Below are 21,192 nucleotides of genomic sequence, written 5' to 3'. Positions count from 1 at the left end.
AATGACACATTCCATTTCGAGCAAGGTAAAACTGAACAACGGCGTTTCGATGCCTTGGCTGGGCCTTGGCGTTTGGCAGGGCAGGCCTGAGGATGGAGAGCACGTGGAGCTTGCCGTTAGGACCGCGATTGAAGCCGGCTACCGGAGCATCGACACGGCGGCCGCGTATGAGAACGAACGCGGGGTCGGCAAGGCGATTCGCGCAAGCGGCGTGCCGAGAGAAGAGATATTTGTCACAACTAAGCTGGCAAACCCCGACAATGGCTACGATGCGGCGCTGAAGGCGTTCGATAAGTCGCTTGACCAATTGGGTTTAGACTACATCGATCTGTATTTGATTCACTGGCCGGTCAGTGCTCACTATCTGGATTCATGGCGTGCGCTGGAGAAGGTTTATGCCGAGGGCAAGGTGAAGGCGATCGGCGTAAGTAATTTTCAAATCCGCCATTTGGATGCGGTGTTGGCGTCGGGCAGCGTGGTGCCGGCCGTCAACCAGGTGGAGTATCATCCGCGGCTGACCCAGAAGGAGCTGCACAGCTACTGCAGCGGGAAGGGGATCCAGCTTGTGGCATGGAGCCCGCTCATGCTGGGGCGCATACTCGAAGAGCCCGTTGTGCGTGCGCTGGCGGAGAAATACGGGCGTACCGCAGCCCAGATCATTCTGCGCTGGGATCTGCAAAACGGCGTCGTCACGATTCCCAAATCCGCGAAGCCGGAACGGATTTACGAGAACGCCGATATTCTCGGCTTCGAGCTGTCGGCGGAGGACATGCAGCACCTCGATGCGCTCAACCGGAACGAGCGCTCCGGCATGGACCCGGATAAGTTCGAGCAGATTTGGGGTTTGAAGTAAGCTGGCTAGAATGCAGCGAAGAGAGGCTCAGGGAGCACTACATTGTCGGGAGTGCAGCGAATTCGAGCGAAGAGGTGCCCGCAGAGCACTACATTGGCGGGAATGCGGCGAATTCGAGCGAAGAAGTGCCCGTGGAGCACTACATTGACGGGAATGCGGCGAATTCGAGCGAAGAAGTGCCCGTGGAGCACTACATCGACGGGAATGCGGCGAATTCGAGCGAAGAGGTGCCCGCAGAGCACTACATTAGCGAGAATGCGGCGAATTCGAGCGAAGAAGTGCCCGTGGAGCACTACATTGACGGGAATGCGGCGAATTCGAGCGAAGAGAGGCTCTGGGAGCACTACATTGTCGGGAGTGCAGCGAATTCGAGCGAAGAAGTGCCCGTGGAGCACTACATTGGCGGGAGTGCAGCGAATTCGAGCGAAGAAGTGCCCGTGGAGCACTACATTGTCGGGAGTGCAGCGAATTCGAGCGAAGAGGTGCCCGCAGAGCACTACATTGGCGAGAATGCGGCGAATTCGAGCGAAGAAGTACCCATGGAGCACTACATTGACGGGAATGCGGCGAATTCGAGCAAAGAGAGCTTCAAGGAGCACAATATGCCCACCAAAAAAAGAGCTGAGCGATCCATTCCGGACCGCTCAGCTCTCTTTTTTATGGCAAAATGTTACCCGCCGCACGGTAGATGGCATACCATTCTTCGCGCGTCAATTGAACCTCGCTTGCTTTGATGCAGTCGAGCAGGCGCTCGGTGTTCATCGTGCCGGTAACCGGCTGCATTTGCGCCGGATGGCGAAGCAGCCAGGCCATAGCGATGGTCGTATTGCTCACGTCGTATTTGGCTGCGACTTCATCGATCGCTTTGTTCAGCTCAGGGAACTTCTCGTTGCCGAGGAATACGCCTTCGAAGAAGCCGTATTGGAACGGAGACCATGGCTGGATCGTAATGTCGTGCAGGCGGCAGAAGTCGAGCACGCTGCCGTCGCGGTTAATCGACGAATCCACCGTCATGTTGACGTTGACGCCGTTCGAAATCATATTGGCGTTCGTGATGCTGAGCTGCAGCTGGTTCGCGACGATCGGCTGCTTGACCGCTTTCTTGAGCAGCTGGATTTGCATCGGATTTTGGTTGGATACGCCGAAGTGGCGAACTTTACCCGAGCTCTCCAAGCGGTCGAACGCTTCCGCAACTTCGTGCGGCTCGACCAGCGCGTCCGGACGGTGCAGCAGCAGCACGTCGAGGTAGTCCGTTCTCAGACGCTTCAAGATGCCATCGACCGAATGCAAGATATGCTCCTTGGAGAAGTCGAACTGGCCGTTTCGGATTCCGCATTTGGATTGCAAAATCAGCTTTTCCCGTACGTCGTCGCTCATATGAACGGCATCCGCGAAAATTTCCTCGCAGGTTCCGCCGCCATAAATATCGGCATGATCAAAGAAGTTAGCGCCGGCCTCAAGCGAGGTTTGTACGAATCGCTCCGCCTCGGACTTGTCCAGTCCGTTGATGCGCATGCAGCCTACCGCAATGACAGGTACCTCGAGTGAGCTGGTTCCGAGCTTGATTGTTTTCATTTCTGCAGTCCTCCTAAATAAAGCGAATTATGTATGGCTCTAAAGGAGATTGTGACATACAAGCACCTCAGATTCAAGCATGCCGCGAGGCCGAATTCCATTCCTCTATTCCATGCGCGCTTTATATTCCGCCGGAGTGAAATCCGTATACTTCTTGAACGACTTGCAAAAATGCGCCGCATCAAAAAAGCCGGTGTCCATCGCGATATCCGTAATTTGCAAATGCGTCGTGCGCAGGAGCCGTTTCGCCTGTTCGATGCGAATCTTCATCAGATAGCGGCCAAGCGGGATGCCGGTAGCAGCCTTGAAAATATGATTGAGATACCGCTCGTTGAGCGAGTATCTCTCGGCAATGTCGGCTAATGCGATAGCGGAGCCGTAATCTTCGTTTAGCTCCTTAATAATCTCCTGGATCATCGGCTCATGCTTATTGTGCTTTTGTCTGCTCCCGTGATAAACGTGAACGGCCCGGTAAATCTTCACGAGAATATGAATGAAGAGATGCTTCACGATATGCGGGGAACGAAGTCCGGAGCGAAGCTCGGTAATTAACGCTATAAAATCATCCTCAAGCCCCGGTACGGCCAGCGGCTGCGAATCGCGCCCAATCGTTTTGTAGATGTGCCGAAGCCGGGCGTTGAGCGCATCGTCCTTGAACCAGAACGAGAGGAAGATGACTTTAAAGCTGCCGTCATCGCAGTTGCTGTTGCGAATCGTGTCGGGAAGGAACAGAAGATCGTCCTGCTTCACCGCGACCTTGGCCTGATCCTGGCGAATCAGGTTGCTCCCCTGGATGTAGTAGTTCAGCTCGAAGCTGTGGCCCACGCCGTCCCAGCCATGATTTCGCCATAAGCCGTAGGAATGCAGGTCGAGCGATGGCCACTCCGAGTCCATTATGGCAATGAGTTCTTCGAGGCCGGTGAGGAGCGAATTGGATGCCGCCAAAAAATCCCTCTCCTTTAATTCTGACTTTTTTACAATAACGATTCCATTATACAATACAGCATCTAATCTGCAACTTATAATCAAGTCATAACTTGAACTTAAGGAGTGACGATAAATGTTGTTGAAATTGACTGAGCAAGAAAAGCTGACAGGTGTACCGGAGCAAGAAACAATCGAGGTTGCGGTGGAGCAAATTCGTAAAAACGGTTATATCGGCTTCGAAAGCGTATTGAGTAAAGAGCAGGTACAAGAACTGAAAGACGCGTTCCTTCCGATCTTCAATGAGTACATCGACAGATTCGGTTATAACACGGGCACAAACCGCGCGCAGATGCATCTACCTTTTTTACAACCATTCATTCAAGACTACATGGTAGCGAACGCATTTGCGATGCCTGTTATCAACGCGGTATTGGGTGAAGGCGTACGCTGTACGTACCTGGCTTCGGATACGGCTTGCCCGGGTTCGGATTATCAGAACGTGCACTCCGACGTGCCGCCGCTATTCCCGAACCTCGGCGTAGCGCTTCCGGCGTACAGCCTCGTGCTGAACATTCCGCTCGTGGACGTGAACGAGGACAATGGTCCGCTTGAAGTATGGCCGGGCGGTACGCACCTGGATCCGGAGAGCACGAAGCATACGGCCATCGACGGCGAAATGCTCCGCGCTGCGAAATCGATGTATTCGGAGAAGGTTTACATGCCAGCGGGCTCGATCGTCATCCGCGACATCCGCATGTGGCATCGCGGCACGCCAAACCGTACACAAGAGAACCGCACGAACATCGCGCTCATCTATAACAATGACTGGTACGGCGCCGGCGGTACGATCCATGTTCCGCAAGAGGCGTACGATCAAGCTTCGCCGCAAGTGAAAAGCCTGTTCAGACACGAAAGAGTAGGCGCGTCCCTCAAAATGCCTTGGCAGTGGTAATCGCATAAATAAAGAAAAAGAGACACCAGATGCGGTGTCTCTTTTTCTTTATTTATGCGAGGAGCTTCTCGATTGGGCCCCAGTAGTTTGCGTGCCAGCCGGATGCCAGGTGTTCGCCTTGGCCTTCCGGATAACCGGTATGATCGAAGATGAGGAGCGTGCCGCCGTCTTGTTCCGTAAGCTCGAATTTGACGATCGAGTATACGCCGGCCGGCCAGTTGGCCGCGCGCCAGGCTTGTACGATCCTTTTGCCAGGCAAGAGCTCGACGTGGCGGCCCTCGATCATTCCCCCGAAGCAGGAGAACGTACTGCCGGCTTCGGTGCCGATGTCTGCAGGTGCGCCGCCCGTTGCTTGGCTGAACTGCGCGCTGGAAGTGAGGATCTCGTAAATTTTAGCGGGCGAGGCGCTGAACGTGACTTCTTGATGGATGGCTGCGGTCATGGCTTAAGCACCTGCCTTGAGCTGCTCGTCTTTGTTCATCAGCCATTGCTCGAGCATATCGACCGTCATGCTTTTCAGCATATCGCCGTGGTCATGGATGGCGTGGTGCCACATGATAGCCTCAGCCTTGTACGCATTCGTGTCCTTCACTGTAAATCCGCAGTTGCAAGTTATTGTTTTCATCTGAATAGTTCTCTCCCTTTGAATGATACTAATTTTAGTGCATGGCCAGCTCGGACCATGGATCGACGCCGGGGTCTCCGCCTTGCGCGACCGTTTGGATGCGCGGCATATAGTGCGACCAGCCTTGAACATGAGAAGCGACTTCCGAAGCCGGCAGCCCGTAATGCGTAAGCTGCAGCATCGTGCCGTTATCTTGCGGCAGCAGCTTGAACTCCACCGTGCTGGAACCCGGGGGAACCAGCTTCGATTTCTCCCAACCCCAAGTCATGACGATTCGCTCGTAAGGAACGATTTCTTTGTATTCGCCCATCGCGATATCGCTGCCGTTAATATCGATGCGGTATTTGCCGCCGATGCTCGGATCGAGCAGGACATGACGGCCCATCCAGCGAACGAGCTTGTCCGGATCGGTGAAGAATGCGAATAGCGTCTCGGGACGGCACTCGATAAAAATTTGCTTCGTGATGGTATCTTCGTTAGTCATTTGATTCGGATTCATGTTTTCTCCTTTCTTCTTCCTCGGCTGCTTCCTTCAGACGCAGCAAGCTGTCATCCCAGAAGCTTTCGATATATTGTTTCAATTCGGCGAAACCTTCCCTCCTGATGCCGTAGAATCGTTTGGTGCCAGCCCGCCTGACAACGACGAGCCCTGCGGCCTCCAGCACTTTAAGATGCTGCGAGATTGCCGGTGCCGATATGTCAAAATGTGATGCGATGGCGCTCGAGGTAAGCTCCCCGTCACGAATGAGATGTAAAATATCTCTGCGCCGCGGTTCCGTTATGGCGTGAATGGCGGTATCGATCATGGCATTAATTTAGCATACACTTAATTAAGTGTCAACTTAATAAGTATTGCATCATATTGGAACATGAGCTATGCTGGACCCGGGAAGACAATACGAAGTAAAGGAGTGGCTCGTGTGGTTGACGTTCGAACGGAAATCATCATTCATTGTCCTCGGGAAAAGGTCGCCTCCTATGCCGCCGATCCGGACCATGCGCCTGAATGGTACGTGAATATCAAGTCGGTGGAATGGAGGACGCAGAAGCCGCTCGCAGTCGGCTCAGAAATTGCGTTCAAAGCTCATTTTCTCGGAAAAGAGCTCGCTTACGTTTACCGCGTCAACGCCTTCGAGCAAGGAAGGTCCATGATTATGGCAACGGCAGACGGACCGTTCCCGATGGAGACGACCTACACATGGGAATCGGTAGACAGCCAAACAACCCGCATGACGCTGCGCAACCGGGGAAATCCATCCGGTTTCTCCGTTTTATTCTCGCCGATTATGGCGTTTATGATGCGGCGTGCGAACAATAAGGATTTGAAGAAAATCAAGCGCCTGCTTGAACAGTCGGCCTAACGAAAAGGCTGCCCTTCTCTTGGTGAGAGAAGGGCAGCCTTTGTTGGTTGTAGGGCAGATGAAGACCGAAGTGCCCGCTCATGTACGGTAACGGTTACCGCTCATTGGGTGCAATGAGGTGAATTCCGGACCTCGTACGGTAACAGTTACCGTTCATTAGGTTCAAAGCGGGAATTCTGGTCCATGTACGGTATTGGTTACCGCACATTAGGCGCACTGCGGTGAATTCCGGTCCATGTACGGTAACAGTTACAGCTCATTAGGCGCAATGAGGTGAATTTTGGTCCATGTACGGTAACGGTTACCGCACATTGGGCGCAATGAGGTGAATTCTGGTCCGTGTAAGGTAACAGTTACCGCACATTAGGCGCGATGCGGTAAATTCCGGTCCGTGTACGGTAATGGTTACCGCACATTAGGCGCAATGCGGCGAATTCCGGAGCATGTACGGTAACAGTTACCGCTCATTGGCTAGAGTGCGGCGAATTCCAGTCCATGTACGGTAAAGGTTACCGCTCGCGATAACCTTTACGCTGTCCACCGGGTTTCCAGATCGATAGGATATACATCGTGATCAACGAGAGCGTTTGCAGGATGATGCCGATCCAGAGCCAGGTGTGGTTAACGGCGAAGCCCGGCACATCCCAAGCGTTCGGCATAGCCGCCGGGGAAATGCCTTTCAGCGTCCACTGGTACAGGCCGATCATGCCGATGCCGATGCACAGAAGGGTGAGCACTTCTTTGGCGATAATCCAGTAGTAGCGGAACAGCTTCCATGACGTCAGCACCGACAGCAGGATGCCGGTGACCGTCGTGCCGATCGTCGAGGCGCGCACGCTTGAGTCGGCTAGCAGGTGCATGATCGAGTAGCATGCGTGCAGCACCGTGCTGTCTTTCGTAACTGAGGCGGTCAGCGTCAATATGATAAATACCGCTTGAACCCCCAGCATGATCGCGGCAAACATCAGATGAAGCAGCAGCAAAATCCGACGTCCCCGCAGCGATAGTTTTTTCAAAGCTCTCCGGCCTCCTCCCGAGACTTCTATAAGTTAAATCGATAGCCAACGCCCCAGACCGTCTCGACGTACCGCGGCTTGGAAGGATCGCGCTCGACCTTCTCCCTCAGTTTGCTGATATGAACGGTTACTGTTGCGTGATCCCCTAGCGCATCGAGACCCCAAATCCGCTCGAACAATTCCTCTTTTCGGAACACTCGGTTCGGGTGTGACACAAGAAAAAGCAGCAGATCGTACTCCTTGGCCGTGAACGGCACCTCATTCTCATCCACATACACGCGCCGGGCTTGTCGGTCGATGCGGATATTGTGCAGGTGCAGCTCATCCTTGCGCCATTCGCCGCTTCCGACGAGCCTGTCATATCGCGCCAAATGCGCTTTCACGCGAGCCACCAGCTCGCCGAGGCTGAACGGCTTCAAAATATAATCATCAGCGCCGAGGCCGAAGCCGCGAATCTTATCAATCTCTTCCTTTTTCGCGGAGACGATCAGAATCGGCACATTACTTGCTTCCCGAACGCGGCGGCAAATCTCGTATCCGTCGATGCTAGGCAACATCAGATCGAGCAGGATGAGGGCGTAGCTGCCCGAGAGCGCCATGTCGAGCCCAAGATCGCCCCGGTCCGCAATGTCCGCTGTGAAACCGCTCGCCTCCAGGAAGTCTTTCTGCACCTCGGCGATGACAGGGTCATCCTCGATAATCAGAATCCGCTTCATTGGCGTTCATTGCTCCCTTCAGAAGATGGATCGGCATGCGGGATAGCGGGGAGCCGCATGACGATCGTCGTGCCTTCGCCTTTGCGGCTGCGCGCTTCCAACGTTCCTCCGTGTTCCTCGATAATTTGCTTCACAATGGCCAGGCCGAGGCCGCTGCTCCCGCGATCGGGACGGCGGGAGGCTTCTTCCCGGTAAAACTGATCGAAGATAAACGGGAGCGCTTCCGGCGAAATGCCGGCCCCGTTATCCGAAATGGCGATTGCGGCGGAGGTGCTGCCCGGTTCATGCTCAAGCTCCACGGTAAGCGCACGCGATGCCTTGTCCATATGCCGCAAGCTGTTGTCCGCGATATTGCTGATGGCGCGGTGCAGCTTCTCGCGGTCCGCGTGGATGAGCACGCGCTCGCCGGCTCTGTGCACATAGCGAATATCGACGCCGCTGAACCTGGGATCCAACTTCAGCTCATCCACGGTCTGGCTCATGTAAGCCGCGGCATCCAGCTTTTCGAAGCGAAACGGCACCTTGCCTGTGTCGAGCGTGGCGAACAGTAGGAGCTCCTCGATCATCCGGGTCATATCAGCGGCTTTGCCGCCGATCATCGCGACGTATTTGCTCCGTTTCTCCTCCGTATCGGCGATGCCGCCTTGCAGACAGTCGACGCAGCCTTGAATGGCGGTAATCGGCGTCTTCAGATCATGCGAAATGCTCGCGAGCAGCTCCTTGCGGCTTTGCTCCAGCTGCAGCTGCGCGGATAGGGAGCTCCTCAGCCGAACGCGCATTTCTTCCAGTGCTGTGCCAAGCTGCCCGATCTCGTCCTGCCTTCGCAAAACGATGGCGCGGTCCAGCTGGCCTTCTCGGATTTGACCCGCTGCATCCCGCAGGGCGTGGAGCGGCCGGATAATGCTGCGCGACACCAAATAGGTCAGGGTTCCATTCGTCAGAATAAGCGCGGCAAGCAATGCCAGCAGAACGGTCGGAATGAACCGCTTAAAGAAGTTCGCGACGGGCTCCATATCGGACACGATAATGAGCAAACTTGCTTGACCGGACGAATCGGTATAAGGGATAAGGTCGAGATTTTGGTAGTCCCCGGCAAAGCGCTGACCGTCTTCGTACTTCGCGTGCTGAACGATCAAATCGGCGTCGAGCCCTGGGGAAGCATAGAGGACGGCTTCACCGGCACTTTTGGCGATCACCATGCCGGAATCGACCTCGGCCAATTCCGCTTCCGTTTGTGCGAGGAAGGTCGGGTCGCTGAGGAGCTTTGGGTCTTGCCCCGCAATGAAGCGAAGCCCTGACGCCAGCTCGGTGCGTCCGGCGAACAGCTCGCGGATGGCCGCGAACGGGACGCTGCCGGAGACGTCGGCCCGGCCAATTTCCTTCGTGAACAAGTTCGCCGCCAAGAGGATCGTCGCGCCGAGCAGCAATACCGGAATGACGATCATGGCGATATAGGAGAAGAGCAATTTCGTTCGGATGGACATGGCGTACAGCCCCTTTCCATTTCATTGTAGTATCCACCCGCAAATAATCCATAAACCAATTCTAAAAAAAGTATAAAACAACCGGTCGCAGCAGCATCCATTAACCAAAGTCGGCGAATTTGCTAGATGTAGAGCCCACTGAGCACCACATTGGCCAAGTAGCGGCGAAATTGGTGGAAAAGGTGCCCACAGAGCATCACATTAACTTCCAAGTCGGCGAATTTGCTAGATGTAGAGCTCATCGGGCACCACATTAATGGTACGAGGAATAACCGCTACTCGAGGGCTTGCAGCAGCATAAGGGATAGGGTGGTGGGAGGGCGTTTGTGTGGAGGTCCTGTTATCTTATTTGAGGTTTGATCCGGTGGAGGGCGCAGCCCTAGCGGAGCAACAGGAGGAGTTCTCGCTGTACGTTGCTGTTTTATTTATGTCAATTAAGTAATCTATCGATCTGACGAGAAATTAGAAGAAATTATGCAATTTCTACCGATATTCAGCCTACTATAAACAAATTTAAGTAAATTTGACCCAATTTAGGGGTGGTGATGTTTTGTATCATTATGGTAATTTATAACATATCACTTACATAAAAACCATAAATTAGAAGTAAACGGTAGCGACATTGACACTACCTTTTATTTAAATGAGATTGCTTGTTTTTGTCAGTCATCTAGCATTTATGATCTTCTCGTTGATAAGCTGGCCAGCTATCATATACTACTGTATCAGTTAAAAAGGCTTGAAATGGATGGCAATAAAACCAATGGAGTGATTTAAAATTGTCTTAAAATCAAAACGATGTATATTTTATCTGATTGTGGCTATTCTCAACTCTTTAACCGTAACGCCTATTTATTTTATAGCCAAGGTATGGGTTTCTTTCTCTCGAATTAATGCGAGCGAATCTTTTCCAGGGGACATCTTGGATTCTGAAAAATATCATCACATTTTTAGTTTTGCAATTTTTTCGCTTACTGCCTGTTTCTTAATAAATGCAATAATTGAACTATGTATATGTTTTGTAGATGGTTTTTGTCTCCGTAAAAACAATTTGATTGTTTATGTCAATTTGATGTTCTCTGTTGTTTTATGCTTTTCAGCTAGTTATTTTTTCTCATTGTTTTATTAAATGTGCTACTAGAGCGCAAAAGAAAATGGACCTCGGGATTTCTCTGAGGTCTTTTTTTCTAACTAGAGTTACAAAGCCCCGCTAATTTGGGTTTCACCGCAGCACGAATATGCTGCAAGTCTTGGAACCAAAGGTGCTGCTCTGTCTTCTAAAGCAGGGGATAATGGCAACGGTTTGCATCGCACAACCTCATAAGCTAAAACATGGTCAGAAAGGATGATAGGACTTGCTGAAAGCCTATAAGTATCGCATCTATCCAAAAGGCGAACAGCAGCAGTACCGCCGGTTTTTTTTGTTCGCAATACTTATAATAATTTTAAGTGGAATATTTTATTATTATTATGCCTTACGAAGCGTGAGTACATATGACAAAGTCATGAGAGCAGTAGAAGCTGAAGGTAGTTACATAACAAAAGAAAGTATTGTCGAAATAGAATTCAAAGAAAATATCCAAAAACTTGTAATTGGAATGGATCAAAATAAAAAGGTCCACTTTTTTTTCTTAGCTGAAACGAATTAATGGTTAATGGGAAACTTGACAATGAATATCAGGGTGGACCTATAAAATGGAACTATTATGAAAAAAAGAACCGATATTCCTTGTTGATCGGAACTATCTTGTCGCCGTCGGTCAAATCTGTTGCTGTTTTACATAATGAGAATGAGAATGTAAAAGTGAAGATATTTGAATATAATAAACTTAAGATTTTCTATAATAATACGGATGCTTTAACAACGCCTATTAAAATAGATTACAAATAAATTGATAAAGAAATTCTAGTTGCGTTTTTATCAACATAGTCTGGTAATGAATCTGTCCCTCGTGAAAGGCGCCACGAAGGACAGTTTTTTGTTCGTGTCGAGAAAGTCCTCAGGATTTTCGGCACTTTAATTTTTATGCGGTATCAAAATGCAATCCGCAGCTGCCATGATTTAGTCGTGACCTGACTTGTATCGCTTCCCAAAACATGCTATAAAAAAGAGAGGAATTAGCACTCCTATAGGCAGAGTGCTAAGACAACATTGGGAGGGTATCGATCGATGATCAAGCATGAGTTCAAGGCGGAGTCCAAGCGTTTGCTGGAAATGATGATCAACTCCATCTACACGCAGCGGGAAATTTTCCTGCGGGAGCTGATCTCCAATGCGAGTGATGCTATCGATAAAATCTATTACAAGGCGCTTACGGACGACAAGCTCGTCTTCAATCAAGCGGACTATTATGTAAAGGTGACGGCGGACAAAGCAAACCGCACGCTCACCATCAGCGACACCGGGATCGGCATGACGCAGGAGGAGCTCGAGAACAACCTCGGCGTAATCGCAAAGAGCGGCTCCCTGGCGTTCAAGAAGGAAAATGAGAGCAAGGACGGCCACAATATTATCGGCCAGTTCGGCGTTGGCTTCTATGCGGCCTTCATGGTGGCGGACCGCGTCACGGTGACGAGCCGGGCGCTGGATAGCAGCGAAGCGTTCAAGTGGGAATCCGAAGGCGCGGACGGCTATACGATTGTGCCAAGCGAAAAGGCCGAAGTCGGCACGGAAATCGTGCTGCACATCAAGCCGAACACGGAAGAAGATAACTATGACGAGTTCCTGGAGGAATACCGTCTGCGCTCCATCATCAAGAAGTATTCGGATTTCATCCGGTATCCGATCAAGATGGACGTGACGGGCCAGCGTCCGAAAGAAGGCAGCGAAGGCGACAAGCCGGAGTTTGAATCGCACGTGGAAGAGCAAACGATCAACAGCATGGTGCCGATCTGGCGCAAAAACAAGAACGAGCTGACCGCGGAAGACTACGAGCAGTTCTATCACGAGAAGCGCTACGGCTTCGACAAGCCGCTGAAGCATATCCATATCAGCGCGGACGGCGCGGTCGTGTATCAGGCGATTTTGTACATTCCCGAGAGCACGCCGTTCGATTACTACACGAAGGAGTACGAGAAAGGGCTTGAGCTCTACTCCAATGGCGTGCTGATCATGAACAAATGCGCTGACTTGCTGCCGGACTACTTCAGCTTCGTGAAAGGGATGGTCGACTCCGAGGACCTGTCGCTCAACATATCCCGCGAGATGCTGCAGCATGACCGCCAGCTGACGTTGATCGCGAAGAACATCAAGAACAAGATCAAGAGCCAGCTGCAGAGCCTGCTGAAGGACGAGCGCGACAAGTACGAGACGTTCTACAAAGCGTTCGGCCGCCAGCTGAAGTTCGGCGTTTACAGCGACTTTGGCATGAATAAAGACACGCTACAGGATCTGCTGCTCTTCTACTCCTCCAAGGAGAAGAAGCAAGTAACGCTGGATCAGTACGTGTCGAGAATGCCGGAAGACCAGAAGTATATTTACTATGCTGCAGGCGATTCGATCGAGCGCATCGAGAAGCTGCCGGCGATCGAGCTCGTCTCGGATAAAGGCTATGAGATTCTCTATTTCACGGACGACATCGACGAGTTCGCGATCAAGACGATCATGAGCTATAAGGACAAGCAGTTCAAGTCGGTATCGAGCGGCGATCTTGGCATCGAGTCGGATGCGGAAAAAGAGAAGCAGGAAGCGGAAGAAAGTGGCAGCAAGGAGCTCTTCGAGCACATGCAGCAAATTCTGAGCGGCAAAGTCGTGAAGGTCAAGGCGTCCAAGCGGCTGAAGAGCCACCCGGTCTGCCTCACCAGCGAAGGCGAAGTATCGATCGAGATGGAGAAAATCCTTAAGGCGATGCCGAACAACCAAGACGTGCAAGCGGTGAAGGTGCTTGAAATCAACATCAACCACCCGGTATATCAGTCGCTGAAGGAAGCGTCCGCGAAGGATGCCGAGAAGCTGAGCCTGTATACCCAGCTGCTCTACAACCAAGCCCTGTTGATCGAAGGCTTGCCGATTCAGGACCCGGTTGCGTTCACGAACGATATTTGCAAAGTGATGGTTTAGATTTCATCCGCCTGAATGTGTAAAGGGGTACCCGAGAGGGTACCCCTTTTAAGCTTGCGATGAACGTGCTGTCTTGCATCCGCTATTGCAGCGTTCCGCCGTAAGGGAACTGGCTGGCATACCCGCTGAACTGCTGGTATGCCTGATCGAGCTTGGTCTGATCCTCGGCCTCGAGCTTGTAGTGGCCTTTGCGGAACATCAACTCGAAGATTTCATGCTGGCACTGATGCGTCTCGGTCAGCACCATCATAATATCCTGGTGAAGTGCGGCGTGGCTGGCTTCGTTGGCGGCGATGCTGAAGCTGTCGGCCAAATATTTTTCCGTGGACAGAATGTCGTTGAGGCGGTCGCGGTCCGTCAGCTCGGGACCTTTCACCTGCGGCTCGTACGCCGGCTTCGGATTTTGAATCGTGTTTGAATTCGGGCTCATTCCAGGGCGGCTCCTTTCTAATGTTGAGGTACTTGCTTCATGCCTTCGGCATTATTGGTCTGCAGATGCTTCAGCAGCAGGTTGTAATGGCGCTCGTGCATGCGGCCGGCTTTGTCGATCGCTTGGCTGATTTCAGGGTCGGAGCATTCCTTCGCAAAATGACTGCATTTCTTCGTGGCCAGCAGCAGCCAGGACAGTTGGTCCTTTAAGTAAGAAGCGTCTTTCGTCGTGATGACAGTAGGCGGCGCGGGCATGACGCCTGCCTGTTGCTGCGTAGATTGCGTTTGCTGCAAATGGATGACCTCCTTTACGTATTCCCATATAGCTTGCGCAATTCCGGCAAAATAACTCGGCCTCGCGGGTTATTCGCTTTTTTTGCCTTGGGAGTATTTAACGTTTTTAAGCTTCTCTTAAGCTGCGGCTTCTATAGTGTTTGGATGTGTTCCGCTGCGGCATTCGGGCCGCGGCAACAAACCAACCACAGCAAGAGAGGAGCTGCAACAATGGAGCATCGGACAGAAACTGTCGTCCCAGGACGGCAGCATTCTTATAATGCAAGACGCCAGAATCCTCAGAAGAAGCGGAACTGGCGCAGAACGGTCAAACGGTTGTCCGCAGCGCTGCTGATCGCGGCAGTGGGGGCCGGCGGCTGGTTTTTCTTCACGCCATCCGGCACGGATGTACGATACATGATGGCCGACACGCTGATTACGACCCAGCATCGTTATTTGGCCAAGTATCTGATCGGCCAAGAGGAGCTTGATAACCGTGTCGCAGCCTACACGGCGCAATTCGATGCGATGGCGGACGTGAAGGATAACCACAATGTGAGCCTGATCAAGCATCCGCAAGGAACGGTGAAGGTCGAGCCGATCTCGCGCAAGGGCTTCAAAGGCTACCTGATGTATGTGCACGATCCGAAAATGATCCGCGTCGTGACGACCAACATCGTCGGCGAAGGGGAGCGGGTCGAGAGCATGGTGAAGCGGACGGGAGCGATTGCCGGCGTAAACGGCGGCGCCTTCGACGACCCGAACTGGCACGGCAACGGCTTTAAGCCGGCCGGCATCGTGATGTCCGGCGGCAAGCTGCTGTACAAGGGCAACGGGATGAACGCCAAGGTGAACGTGGTCGGCATCGACAGAAACGGCCTTATGGTCGCAGGCCGCTACACGTCGAAGCAGCTGCTTGCCATGGGCGTATCCGAAGCGGTCACGTTCCAGCCGAAATTTATCGTCAACGGCAAAGGGCTCATTAAGAGCGAGGCTGACGGCTGGGGCATCGCCCCGCGAACCTGCATGGCGCAGCTGAAGGACGGCACGATCGTGTTCGTCGTCATCGACGGCCGCCAGCCCGGTTATTCGGTAGGCGCGACGTTATACGACGTGCAGAACATTCTGCTCGAGAAAGGCGCGGTGACGGCGGCGAATCTGGATGGCGGTTCATCGACCGTACTGGTGAAGGACGACAAAGTCGTCAACAAACCATCCAGCCAATACGGCGCGCGTTACTTGCCGACGGCGTTTCTGGTGTTCGACAAGCCGGAGGAAGTCGAGGTGCCGAATATTTGGGCGGGCATCGACATGCAATCGTTCGATTCGTCGAAGAAACGCCGAGCTTCATAAGGAATATCAGAGGGCGTCTTTCCGTTAGGGAAGACGTCCTTTTTGCTGTGCGACAAAGCTTGATGGGCCAAGGATAAAACGCTGTTCAAAAGCATATAGTAACAGGTGTTGAATGGATTAAGGAGGAAACGTAGTGGCTGCAGTTTGGCGCTGCACAGTCATTTTGCTGTGCATTTGCATGTTATGCGGGTTTCGGATGCCGAAGAAGGATCGGTACTATTACGAAAACCGGGGAGATGTCGTGTGGGAAGTGCCGCTTTCGGAGAATGAGCTTGCGCTCACCTTCGATGACGGACCGTATCCGAAGATGACGAACGAAATTCTCGATTTACTAAAGCAGTACAATGCTAAAGCGACCTTTTTCGTCCTGGGTTACCGGGTGAAGCAATATCCGGAAATGATCAAGCGGGAAATCGAGGAAGGCCATGAAGTGGCCAATCATACATACAGTCATCCCTTCTTTACGAAGGGTACCTCGCCGTCGATAATTCAGAAGGAAATCATGCAAACGGAGGATTCCCTCGTGAAGCTGACTGGCAAGAAGCCGCATCTATTCCGCCCGCCAGGCGGCTTCTACAACGAACAAACGATCCAAATCGCGCACAAGCTCGGCTATACGACTGTGCTGTGGTCGTGGCATCAGGATACGGGCGACTGGCGAAGGCCAGGCGTGAACCGAATTGCGCAAAAGGTGTTGAACAACGCGAGAAACGGTGATATTGTGCTGCTCCATGACTATATTCCGGGCTCGGGCCAGACCGTGCAAGCGCTGCGGATCATATTGCCGGAACTGACAAAGAGGGGCTTTAAGCTCGTAACCGTGACGGAGCTGATGGAGGACAAGACGGGCGATATGCTGCGAATTCAGGAGGCAAAGTGATCGGAATGGAATCGAAAACGGCGAAAGAAACCCGGTGCTTCAAGGTGTCCCGGGTATTTCCGAACGATGTGAACAACCATGATACGCTGTTCGGCGGCAAACTCATGTCGTATATCGATGATATTGCCTCCATCTCGGTTTCTAAGCTGTGCCGGATGGCGGCAGTGACGGCGTCGACGGATTCCGTCGACTTTCTGTATCCGATCCGCCCGTCGGACTCGGTCTCGCTCGAGTCGTTCATTACCTGGACGGGCAAGAGCTCGATGGAGGTTTTCGTGAAGGTGATCCGCGAGGACTTGAGAAGCGGCGAGCGCAAAATTGCGGCGACCGCGTTTCTCACCTTCGTCGCGCTCGACGAGAATAACCGGCCGACGGCCGTTCCGCAGATCGTGCCGGAGACGGAAGAGGAGAAGAAGCTGCACGAAACGGCGGAGCACCGGTCGGAATTGCGTAAGCACCGCAGGGAAGAAAGCAAGAAGTTTGCCGATTATCTGTTGACGAAATACCCTTGGGAGTAGCAGCTCCACAAAACATGTTCAGCCTGGCCGCGAAAGCGGCCGGGTTTTTTTGCGTTTGCTCCAACAACTTTCCAGAAGCGGTGAAACGATTCTACCAGGGAGCGAATAATTCAGTGTTCTTGCGCACTTTTTATGCCGTTAAACAAGCGATCTTAATTTTGGTCACTCCGATATAAGAAATGATCCGTATTCTTGCTGAAAGCGCTTCATGTATAGTGTGGTTATAGAAATGAAGGAGGGAGACGGATGACGGAAACCTACGCTGACTTCGATGGAAAGCGTGTTCATAAGCGAACTGTGGAAGAAGCATCGAGTTTTTTGAAACGTTTCTACTTCATGGAAAATCAAATCATAAACAGTTACAAAAACTAGCAAATAGGGGGATTCACGAATGAAAAAGAACTATACGGTTAAATTTGCTTCCCTTACGCTCTGCCTTGCTTTAGCGCTGCCGCTTGCAGCCTGCGGCAACAACGGAAATGATACATCGAGCACGAATTCCGGCACGTCCACAAACTCCGGCACGAATACGAATTCCGGCAACGCACCTGCGGAGAACGCTCCATTGTTGGATGCAAGCGCAGATCCGGCGCAAGATCCATTCGGCAAATACGATCCGCCGATCGAAATCACGACGATTCACACGAACAACGGCGTAGCGGACAACCTGAAGAACGGCGACACGATCGAAAACAATATCTACACCCGCACATGGGAAGAAAAGCTTGGCATCAAGATGAAGTACACATGGACATCCCCGGCTGCCCAAGGCGAAGAGAAAATGAACCTGATGATCGCAAGCGGCGACTTGCCTGACTTCATGTACGTTTCGCCTTCGCAATTCGAGAAGCTGGCGGCTACAGGCCAGCTGGAAGACTTGACGCAAGTGCTGAAAGACTACGCTACCAAGTACACGAAGCAGTACCTGACAGGCGACTACGCGGGTCTATTGGAAGGCGTTACGAAGGACGGCAAGATCTACGGGATTCCGAACGGTCAAACGTACCACGACTCCGGCTCCATGCTCTGGCTGCGTGAAGACAATCTGGCGAAAGCCAACCTGACCGCGCCTAAGACTGTCGACGAGTTGGACAAAATCCTTGAAACCTTCAAGGCAAACGATTATGACAAATCCGGCAAAGACATCTACCCGATTCCGCTAGCAGACGCTAACCTGAACTCGGCGAACTGGGGCATCGGCGACGCCTACTTCAATATGTTCCACTCGTACCCGAACATCTTCGTAGAGAACAGCAAAGGCGAGCTTGAACACGGCATGTTCGGCGAAGAGCAGCGCGAGAATACGCGCAAAGCGCTTCTGAAGCTGCAAGAGTACTACAAGAAAGGCTACATTCACCCGGACTTCGCGACATTGGACGATACGAAATACAACGAGCAAGTCGTGAACGGCCAATCGACGGTTATCTTTGGCGGTCTGTGGGACGCTTGGTGGCCGCTTAACCTGAACCTCGACAAAAAAGCGGACGCGAAGTGGGAGCCGGTAGCGATTCCTTCGGCAGACGACAAGCCGGGCAAATCCTCGGTAACGGCGGCAACGGTGCTTGGCATCGCGGTAGCGAAGAAGGGCGTTAAGAACCCTGAAGCGCTCGTGAAAATGCAAAACCTGTTCCATGATCTGAACAACAATCCGGAAACGATGCAATTCGGCAAGTACAACACGGATCCGGTCGACAACTCGGGTATCTTCCTGGCTTATCCAATGCCGATCTACAACCCGTCCTTCAACTACGAGGCGTTCCAGCAAATCAGCCAAGCGTTCAAAGACGGCAAAACGGATCAACTGTCCGAGGCGTACAAACTGTTCTATGACCAGTCCAAAGCGTATGCGGACAAGAACGACAAAGCAGGCTTCCCTTCTTACCTGTCCTACACGGATAAAGGCAGCCTTGCGGTCGTAGACCAGTACATCAAAGAGAAACGTTTCCAAATGAACGAATACACGGCAATGCCGACGCAAGAAATGCTCGACAACGCGCCGATCATCAAGAAAGCTTGGGACGTTATGTTCCTGAACGTCGTCAAAGGCGGCGACATCGCAGAGTACGACGCGTTCCTGGCGCAATTCGATTCGCTTTACGCTTCCGCGGTTAACCCGGGCCTGAACGACTGGTTCGCGAAGAAGAACAAAGAAAGCGTGCAGAAGTGGTTTGAAAGCAAGTAAGTAAAGCTTGCGGCAAGAAGCCGGCAGAGTGCGGTTGGATCCTTTTCCCTCCGCGCTCTGCGGCTATTCTTCCCGCAAATCATGTCTAACATGTATAAGGGGCGAGCTTAATGAATTGGTTCAAAATCCCGAGAAAGCAAGTCGCGCTTTATCTCATGATGCTTCTCCCGGTCTTGGTCGTATTCATCTATTCTTATCTGCCGATGTTCGGCGTCGTCATGGCTTTCCAACGGTTTGAACCAAGTCAGGGCTTCTTTGATTCCAAGTGGATCGGTTTGGATAATTTCAAGAGATTGATGCATATTCCCGATGTCAAACAGGTTGTCATGAACACCCTATTCATCGCTTCGATGAAAATCGTCATCGAAACCGTAGCAGCGATCGTCGTTGCCATATTGCTTAACGAAATCGTATCCAAAGTGTTTAAACGCACTGTTCAAACGATCATTTACTTCCCTTACTTCCTCTCGTGGGTTATCCTCGGCGGCATTATCCGGGATATGCTTTCGCGGGAAGGACTTATCAACTTGATGCTGACAAAACTCGGCTTTGATCCGATTATCTTTTTATCGAAGGCTTCTTGGTTCCCGTACTTGCTCGTAGGTACCGAAACATGGCAAATTACCGGCTTTGGCACGATCGTGTTTTTGGCTGCGATTACGACCATCGACCCTACTCAATACGAAGCAGCCACCATCGATGGCGCCAACCGTTTCAAACAGATTTGGCACATTACGCTTCCGGGCATGAAATCGACGATCGTACTCATGGTGACGCTCAGCCTGGGCTATATTTTGAACGCAGGGTTCGAACAAGTCCTTATGTTGTACAGCCCGCTGGTATACAAGACCGGCGACGTTATCGATACATGGGTGTACCGGATGGGCCTTCAGCAGGCGCAGTACTCATTGGCTTCGGCAATCGGCTTGTTCCGTTCCGTCGTCAGTTTGATCCTAATTACGGCTTCCTACTATATCGCCCGTAAAGTATCGGATCATCGCATATTCTAGAGGAGCAGGAGGGATTTCTGTGGTAGACCGTTCTTTAGGTAGAAAAATATTCAGCGGATTGAATGGATTGCTCTTTATCCTCTTCTCCCTGAGCTGCGTGATTCCGATGATTCACGTATTGGCGATCTCGCTGAGCTCGAGCGCCTCGGTTACGGCGGGAGAGGTTACCCTGTTTCCGGTGAACTTCTCGCTGAAATCGTATGAATATATTTTGCAAAACTCCGAGTTCTGGACCGCGATGGGCATTTCGCTGGAGCGGGTTCTATTGGGCGTAGCCATCAGCATGCTGCTGACGACGCTTGCGGCGTACCCGCTGTCGAAGAGCAAAGCGGCCTTCAAGCATCAGCCGGTGTTCGCATGGTACTTGGTGATGACAATGCTGTTCTCCGGCGGTCTGATCCCGAGCTTCATGATCGTCAAGTATACGCACCTGCTGGATTCGATCTGGGCGTTGGTCATTCCGAGCGCGATCTCGGTGTTCAACGTGCTGCTGCTGTCGAACTTCTTCCGCAACGTGCCGAAGGAGATCGAAGAGTCGGCGTTCATGGACGGGGCAGGCCACTTCAAGACGTTGTTCTCGCTGTACTTGCCGTTGTCGCTTCCGATCGTCGCGACGCTCATCGTATTCTCGGCTGTCGGTCACTGGAATTCTTGGTTTGACGGACTGATCTATATGAATTCGCAGGATAAATATCCGCTTCAGTCGTATCTGCAGACGATTCTGCTTGAATCGAACACGAAGGTCATGACGAAGGAATACGCGGCGCTGCTCAGCAAAGTATCGGACCGCACGATCAAGGCGGCTCAGGTGTTCATCGCGTCCATTCCGATTCTGCTGGTGTATCCGTTCATGCAGAAATACTTCATTTCCGGCATGATGATCGGTGCAGTTAAAGAATAGACTGTCCAACCGGAGCTTCGTTCACGTACAGAACCAACAACAAAGCTGACCTTATTTGGGGTCAGCTTTTATTTTTC

Annotated in this window: 23 protein-coding genes; 12 read left to right on the top strand and 11 right to left on the bottom strand. The window is 52.1% G+C overall.

From position 1 onward, the window contains the following. Position 1: 1 nt before the first annotated feature. Positions 2-853, top strand: a complete 852-nt coding sequence (locus tag DL346_RS21930; RefSeq protein ID WP_112884493.1) for an aldo/keto reductase — start codon at positions 2-4, stop codon at positions 851-853. Further along, positions 838-1,587 (top strand): hypothetical protein, encoded by a 750-nt coding sequence (locus DL346_RS21925; protein ID WP_112884492.1) that lies wholly within the window; start codon positions 838-840, stop codon positions 1,585-1,587. The genes DL346_RS21930 and DL346_RS21925 overlap by 16 nt, the downstream gene beginning before the upstream one ends. On the opposite strand, the gene DL346_RS21920 is transcribed toward DL346_RS21925, so the two are convergent. Next, complete coding sequence (locus tag DL346_RS21920) at positions 1,511-2,428, bottom strand: aldo/keto reductase (protein WP_112884491.1); 918 nt, start codon at positions 2,426-2,428, stop codon at positions 1,511-1,513. The genes DL346_RS21925 and DL346_RS21920 overlap by 77 nt on opposite strands. 105 nt (positions 2,429-2,533) lie before the next feature. Continuing rightward, entirely contained in the window at positions 2,534-3,373 is an 840-nt protein-coding gene (locus DL346_RS21915; RefSeq protein WP_112884490.1) for a helix-turn-helix transcriptional regulator, read from the bottom strand. A 115-nt stretch (positions 3,374-3,488) separates the two neighbouring features. On the opposite strand from DL346_RS21915, the gene DL346_RS21910 reads away from it, so the two are divergent. After that, positions 3,489-4,307 carry a phytanoyl-CoA dioxygenase family protein gene (locus DL346_RS21910; RefSeq protein WP_112884489.1) on the top strand — a complete coding sequence of 273 codons (819 nt, stop codon included), beginning with the start codon at positions 3,489-3,491 and terminating at the stop codon, positions 4,305-4,307. 52 nt (positions 4,308-4,359) lie between these two features. On the opposite strand, the gene DL346_RS21905 is transcribed toward DL346_RS21910, so the two are convergent. From DL346_RS21905 to DL346_RS21890, 4 genes are read right to left on the bottom strand one after another with little or no spacing between them, the layout of a single operon-like run. Beyond that, on the bottom strand, positions 4,360-4,749 hold the full coding sequence (locus DL346_RS21905) for an SRPBCC family protein (RefSeq protein ID WP_112884488.1): 390 nt from the start codon (positions 4,747-4,749) through the stop codon (positions 4,360-4,362). 3 nt (positions 4,750-4,752) lie between these two features. After that, positions 4,753-4,932 (bottom strand): hypothetical protein, encoded by a 180-nt coding sequence (locus DL346_RS21900; protein ID WP_112884487.1) that lies wholly within the window; start codon positions 4,930-4,932, stop codon positions 4,753-4,755. Between the two features lie 34 nt (positions 4,933-4,966). After that, complete coding sequence (locus DL346_RS21895; protein ID WP_112884486.1) at positions 4,967-5,431, bottom strand: SRPBCC family protein; 465 nt, start codon at positions 5,429-5,431, stop codon at positions 4,967-4,969. Next, complete coding sequence (locus tag DL346_RS21890) at positions 5,409-5,738, bottom strand: ArsR/SmtB family transcription factor (RefSeq protein ID WP_206098566.1); 330 nt, start codon at positions 5,736-5,738, stop codon at positions 5,409-5,411. Before DL346_RS21890 ends, DL346_RS21895 begins: the two co-directional genes overlap by 23 nt. Before the next feature lie 114 nt (positions 5,739-5,852). On the opposite strand from DL346_RS21890, the gene DL346_RS21885 reads away from it, so the two are divergent. After that, a complete protein-coding gene (locus DL346_RS21885) occupies positions 5,853-6,293 on the top strand; it encodes an SRPBCC family protein (RefSeq protein WP_112884485.1) in 441 nt (146 codons plus the stop codon). A 509-nt stretch (positions 6,294-6,802) separates the two neighbouring features. Here DL346_RS21885 and DL346_RS21880 read toward each other — a convergent pair. The 3 genes from DL346_RS21880 to DL346_RS21870 are packed head-to-tail and all read right to left on the bottom strand — an operon-like array spanning position 6,803 to position 9,509. Then, complete coding sequence (locus DL346_RS21880) at positions 6,803-7,309, bottom strand: hypothetical protein (RefSeq protein WP_112884484.1); 507 nt, start codon at positions 7,307-7,309, stop codon at positions 6,803-6,805. A 26-nt stretch (positions 7,310-7,335) separates the two neighbouring features. Next, positions 7,336-8,025 carry a response regulator transcription factor gene (locus tag DL346_RS21875; RefSeq protein ID WP_112884483.1) on the bottom strand — a complete coding sequence of 230 codons (690 nt, stop codon included), beginning with the start codon at positions 8,023-8,025 and terminating at the stop codon, positions 7,336-7,338. After that, complete coding sequence (locus tag DL346_RS21870) at positions 8,022-9,509, bottom strand: sensor histidine kinase (protein ID WP_112884482.1); 1,488 nt, start codon at positions 9,507-9,509, stop codon at positions 8,022-8,024. Before DL346_RS21870 ends, DL346_RS21875 begins: the two co-directional genes overlap by 4 nt. A gap of 1,355 nt (positions 9,510-10,864) precedes the next feature. On the opposite strand from DL346_RS21870, the gene DL346_RS21865 reads away from it, so the two are divergent. Together DL346_RS21865 and htpG are read left to right on the top strand one after the other, a co-directional pair. After that, the gene (locus tag DL346_RS21865) at positions 10,865-11,158 is read left to right on the top strand and encodes a helix-turn-helix domain-containing protein (protein WP_112884481.1); all 294 of its coding nucleotides are present in this window, start codon (positions 10,865-10,867) and stop codon (positions 11,156-11,158) included. 521 nt (positions 11,159-11,679) lie between these two features. Further along, positions 11,680-13,569, top strand: coding sequence for a molecular chaperone HtpG (gene htpG / locus DL346_RS21855; RefSeq protein ID WP_112884479.1), 1,890 nt, complete (start codon positions 11,680-11,682; stop codon positions 13,567-13,569). An 82-nt stretch (positions 13,570-13,651) separates the two neighbouring features. Here the strand turns inward: htpG and DL346_RS21850 are convergent, their stop codons facing one another. Beyond that, positions 13,652-13,999, bottom strand: a complete 348-nt coding sequence (locus tag DL346_RS21850) for a spore coat protein (RefSeq protein ID WP_112884478.1) — start codon at positions 13,997-13,999, stop codon at positions 13,652-13,654. A gap of 17 nt (positions 14,000-14,016) precedes the next feature. Further along, on the bottom strand, positions 14,017-14,292 hold the full coding sequence (locus DL346_RS21845; RefSeq protein WP_420849592.1) for a hypothetical protein: 276 nt from the start codon (positions 14,290-14,292) through the stop codon (positions 14,017-14,019). Between the two features lie 210 nt (positions 14,293-14,502). Here DL346_RS21845 and DL346_RS21840 point away from each other — a divergent pair, with 210 nt between their 5' ends. The 6 genes from DL346_RS21840 (at position 14,503) to DL346_RS21815 (ending at position 21,115) form a co-directional block, all read left to right on the top strand. Next, entirely contained in the window at positions 14,503-15,624 is a 1,122-nt protein-coding gene (locus DL346_RS21840; protein WP_112884477.1) for a phosphodiester glycosidase family protein, read from the top strand. Between the two features lie 133 nt (positions 15,625-15,757). Beyond that, positions 15,758-16,504 carry a polysaccharide deacetylase family protein gene (locus DL346_RS21835; protein WP_240633350.1) on the top strand — a complete coding sequence of 249 codons (747 nt, stop codon included), beginning with the start codon at positions 15,758-15,760 and terminating at the stop codon, positions 16,502-16,504. Positions 16,505-16,509: 5 nt separating this feature from the next. Then, on the top strand, positions 16,510-17,022 hold the full coding sequence (locus DL346_RS21830) for an acyl-CoA thioesterase (RefSeq protein WP_112884476.1): 513 nt from the start codon (positions 16,510-16,512) through the stop codon (positions 17,020-17,022). 391 nt (positions 17,023-17,413) lie between these two features. Then, positions 17,414-19,204 (top strand): type 2 periplasmic-binding domain-containing protein, encoded by a 1,791-nt coding sequence (locus DL346_RS21825; RefSeq protein WP_112884475.1) that lies wholly within the window; start codon positions 17,414-17,416, stop codon positions 19,202-19,204. Positions 19,205-19,314: 110 nt separating this feature from the next. Next, complete coding sequence (locus DL346_RS21820) at positions 19,315-20,214, top strand: ABC transporter permease (RefSeq protein WP_112884474.1); 900 nt, start codon at positions 19,315-19,317, stop codon at positions 20,212-20,214. A 19-nt stretch (positions 20,215-20,233) separates the two neighbouring features. Continuing rightward, on the top strand, positions 20,234-21,115 hold the full coding sequence (locus DL346_RS21815) for a carbohydrate ABC transporter permease (protein ID WP_112884473.1): 882 nt from the start codon (positions 20,234-20,236) through the stop codon (positions 21,113-21,115). The last annotated feature ends 77 nt before the right edge of the window (positions 21,116-21,192 follow it).

This window comes from Paenibacillus montanisoli (assembly GCF_003268025.1).
GTDB classification, from domain to species: Bacteria; Bacillota; Bacilli; order Paenibacillales; family Paenibacillaceae; genus Paenibacillus_Z; species Paenibacillus_Z montanisoli.
The sequence above is the reverse complement of the archived record's forward strand: the minus strand, read 5'-3'. Positions and strand labels throughout refer to the sequence as shown.

What these genes read in the sequence shown, in the direction of transcription:
- DL346_RS21920 (WP_112884491.1), bottom strand. Translation starts at nt 2,428, where the DNA reads ATGAAAACAATCAAGCTCGGAACCAGCTCACTCGAGGTACCTGTCATT.
- DL346_RS21910 (WP_112884489.1), top strand. Translation starts at nt 3,489, where the DNA reads ATGTTGTTGAAATTGACTGAGCAAGAAAAGCTGACAGGTGTACCGGAG.
- DL346_RS21820 (WP_112884474.1), top strand. Translation starts at nt 19,315, where the DNA reads ATGAATTGGTTCAAAATCCCGAGAAAGCAAGTCGCGCTTTATCTCATG.
- DL346_RS21840 (WP_112884477.1), top strand. Translation starts at nt 14,503, where the DNA reads ATGGAGCATCGGACAGAAACTGTCGTCCCAGGACGGCAGCATTCTTAT.
- DL346_RS21930 (WP_112884493.1), top strand. Translation starts at nt 2, where the DNA reads ATGACACATTCCATTTCGAGCAAGGTAAAACTGAACAACGGCGTTTCG.
- DL346_RS21905 (WP_112884488.1), bottom strand. Translation starts at nt 4,749, where the DNA reads ATGACCGCAGCCATCCATCAAGAAGTCACGTTCAGCGCCTCGCCCGCT.
- DL346_RS21825 (WP_112884475.1), top strand. Translation starts at nt 17,414, where the DNA reads ATGAAAAAGAACTATACGGTTAAATTTGCTTCCCTTACGCTCTGCCTT.
- DL346_RS21900 (WP_112884487.1), bottom strand. Translation starts at nt 4,932, where the DNA reads ATGAAAACAATAACTTGCAACTGCGGATTTACAGTGAAGGACACGAAT.
- DL346_RS21870 (WP_112884482.1), bottom strand. Translation starts at nt 9,509, where the DNA reads ATGTCCATCCGAACGAAATTGCTCTTCTCCTATATCGCCATGATCGTC.
- DL346_RS21890 (WP_206098566.1), bottom strand. Translation starts at nt 5,738, where the DNA reads ATGATCGATACCGCCATTCACGCCATAACGGAACCGCGGCGCAGAGAT.
- DL346_RS21895 (WP_112884486.1), bottom strand. Translation starts at nt 5,431, where the DNA reads ATGAATCCGAATCAAATGACTAACGAAGATACCATCACGAAGCAAATT.
- DL346_RS21830 (WP_112884476.1), top strand. Translation starts at nt 16,510, where the DNA reads ATGGAATCGAAAACGGCGAAAGAAACCCGGTGCTTCAAGGTGTCCCGG.
- DL346_RS21850 (WP_112884478.1), bottom strand. Translation starts at nt 13,999, where the DNA reads ATGAGCCCGAATTCAAACACGATTCAAAATCCGAAGCCGGCGTACGAG.
- DL346_RS21875 (WP_112884483.1), bottom strand. Translation starts at nt 8,025, where the DNA reads ATGAAGCGGATTCTGATTATCGAGGATGACCCTGTCATCGCCGAGGTG.
- htpG (WP_112884479.1), top strand. Translation starts at nt 11,680, where the DNA reads ATGATCAAGCATGAGTTCAAGGCGGAGTCCAAGCGTTTGCTGGAAATG.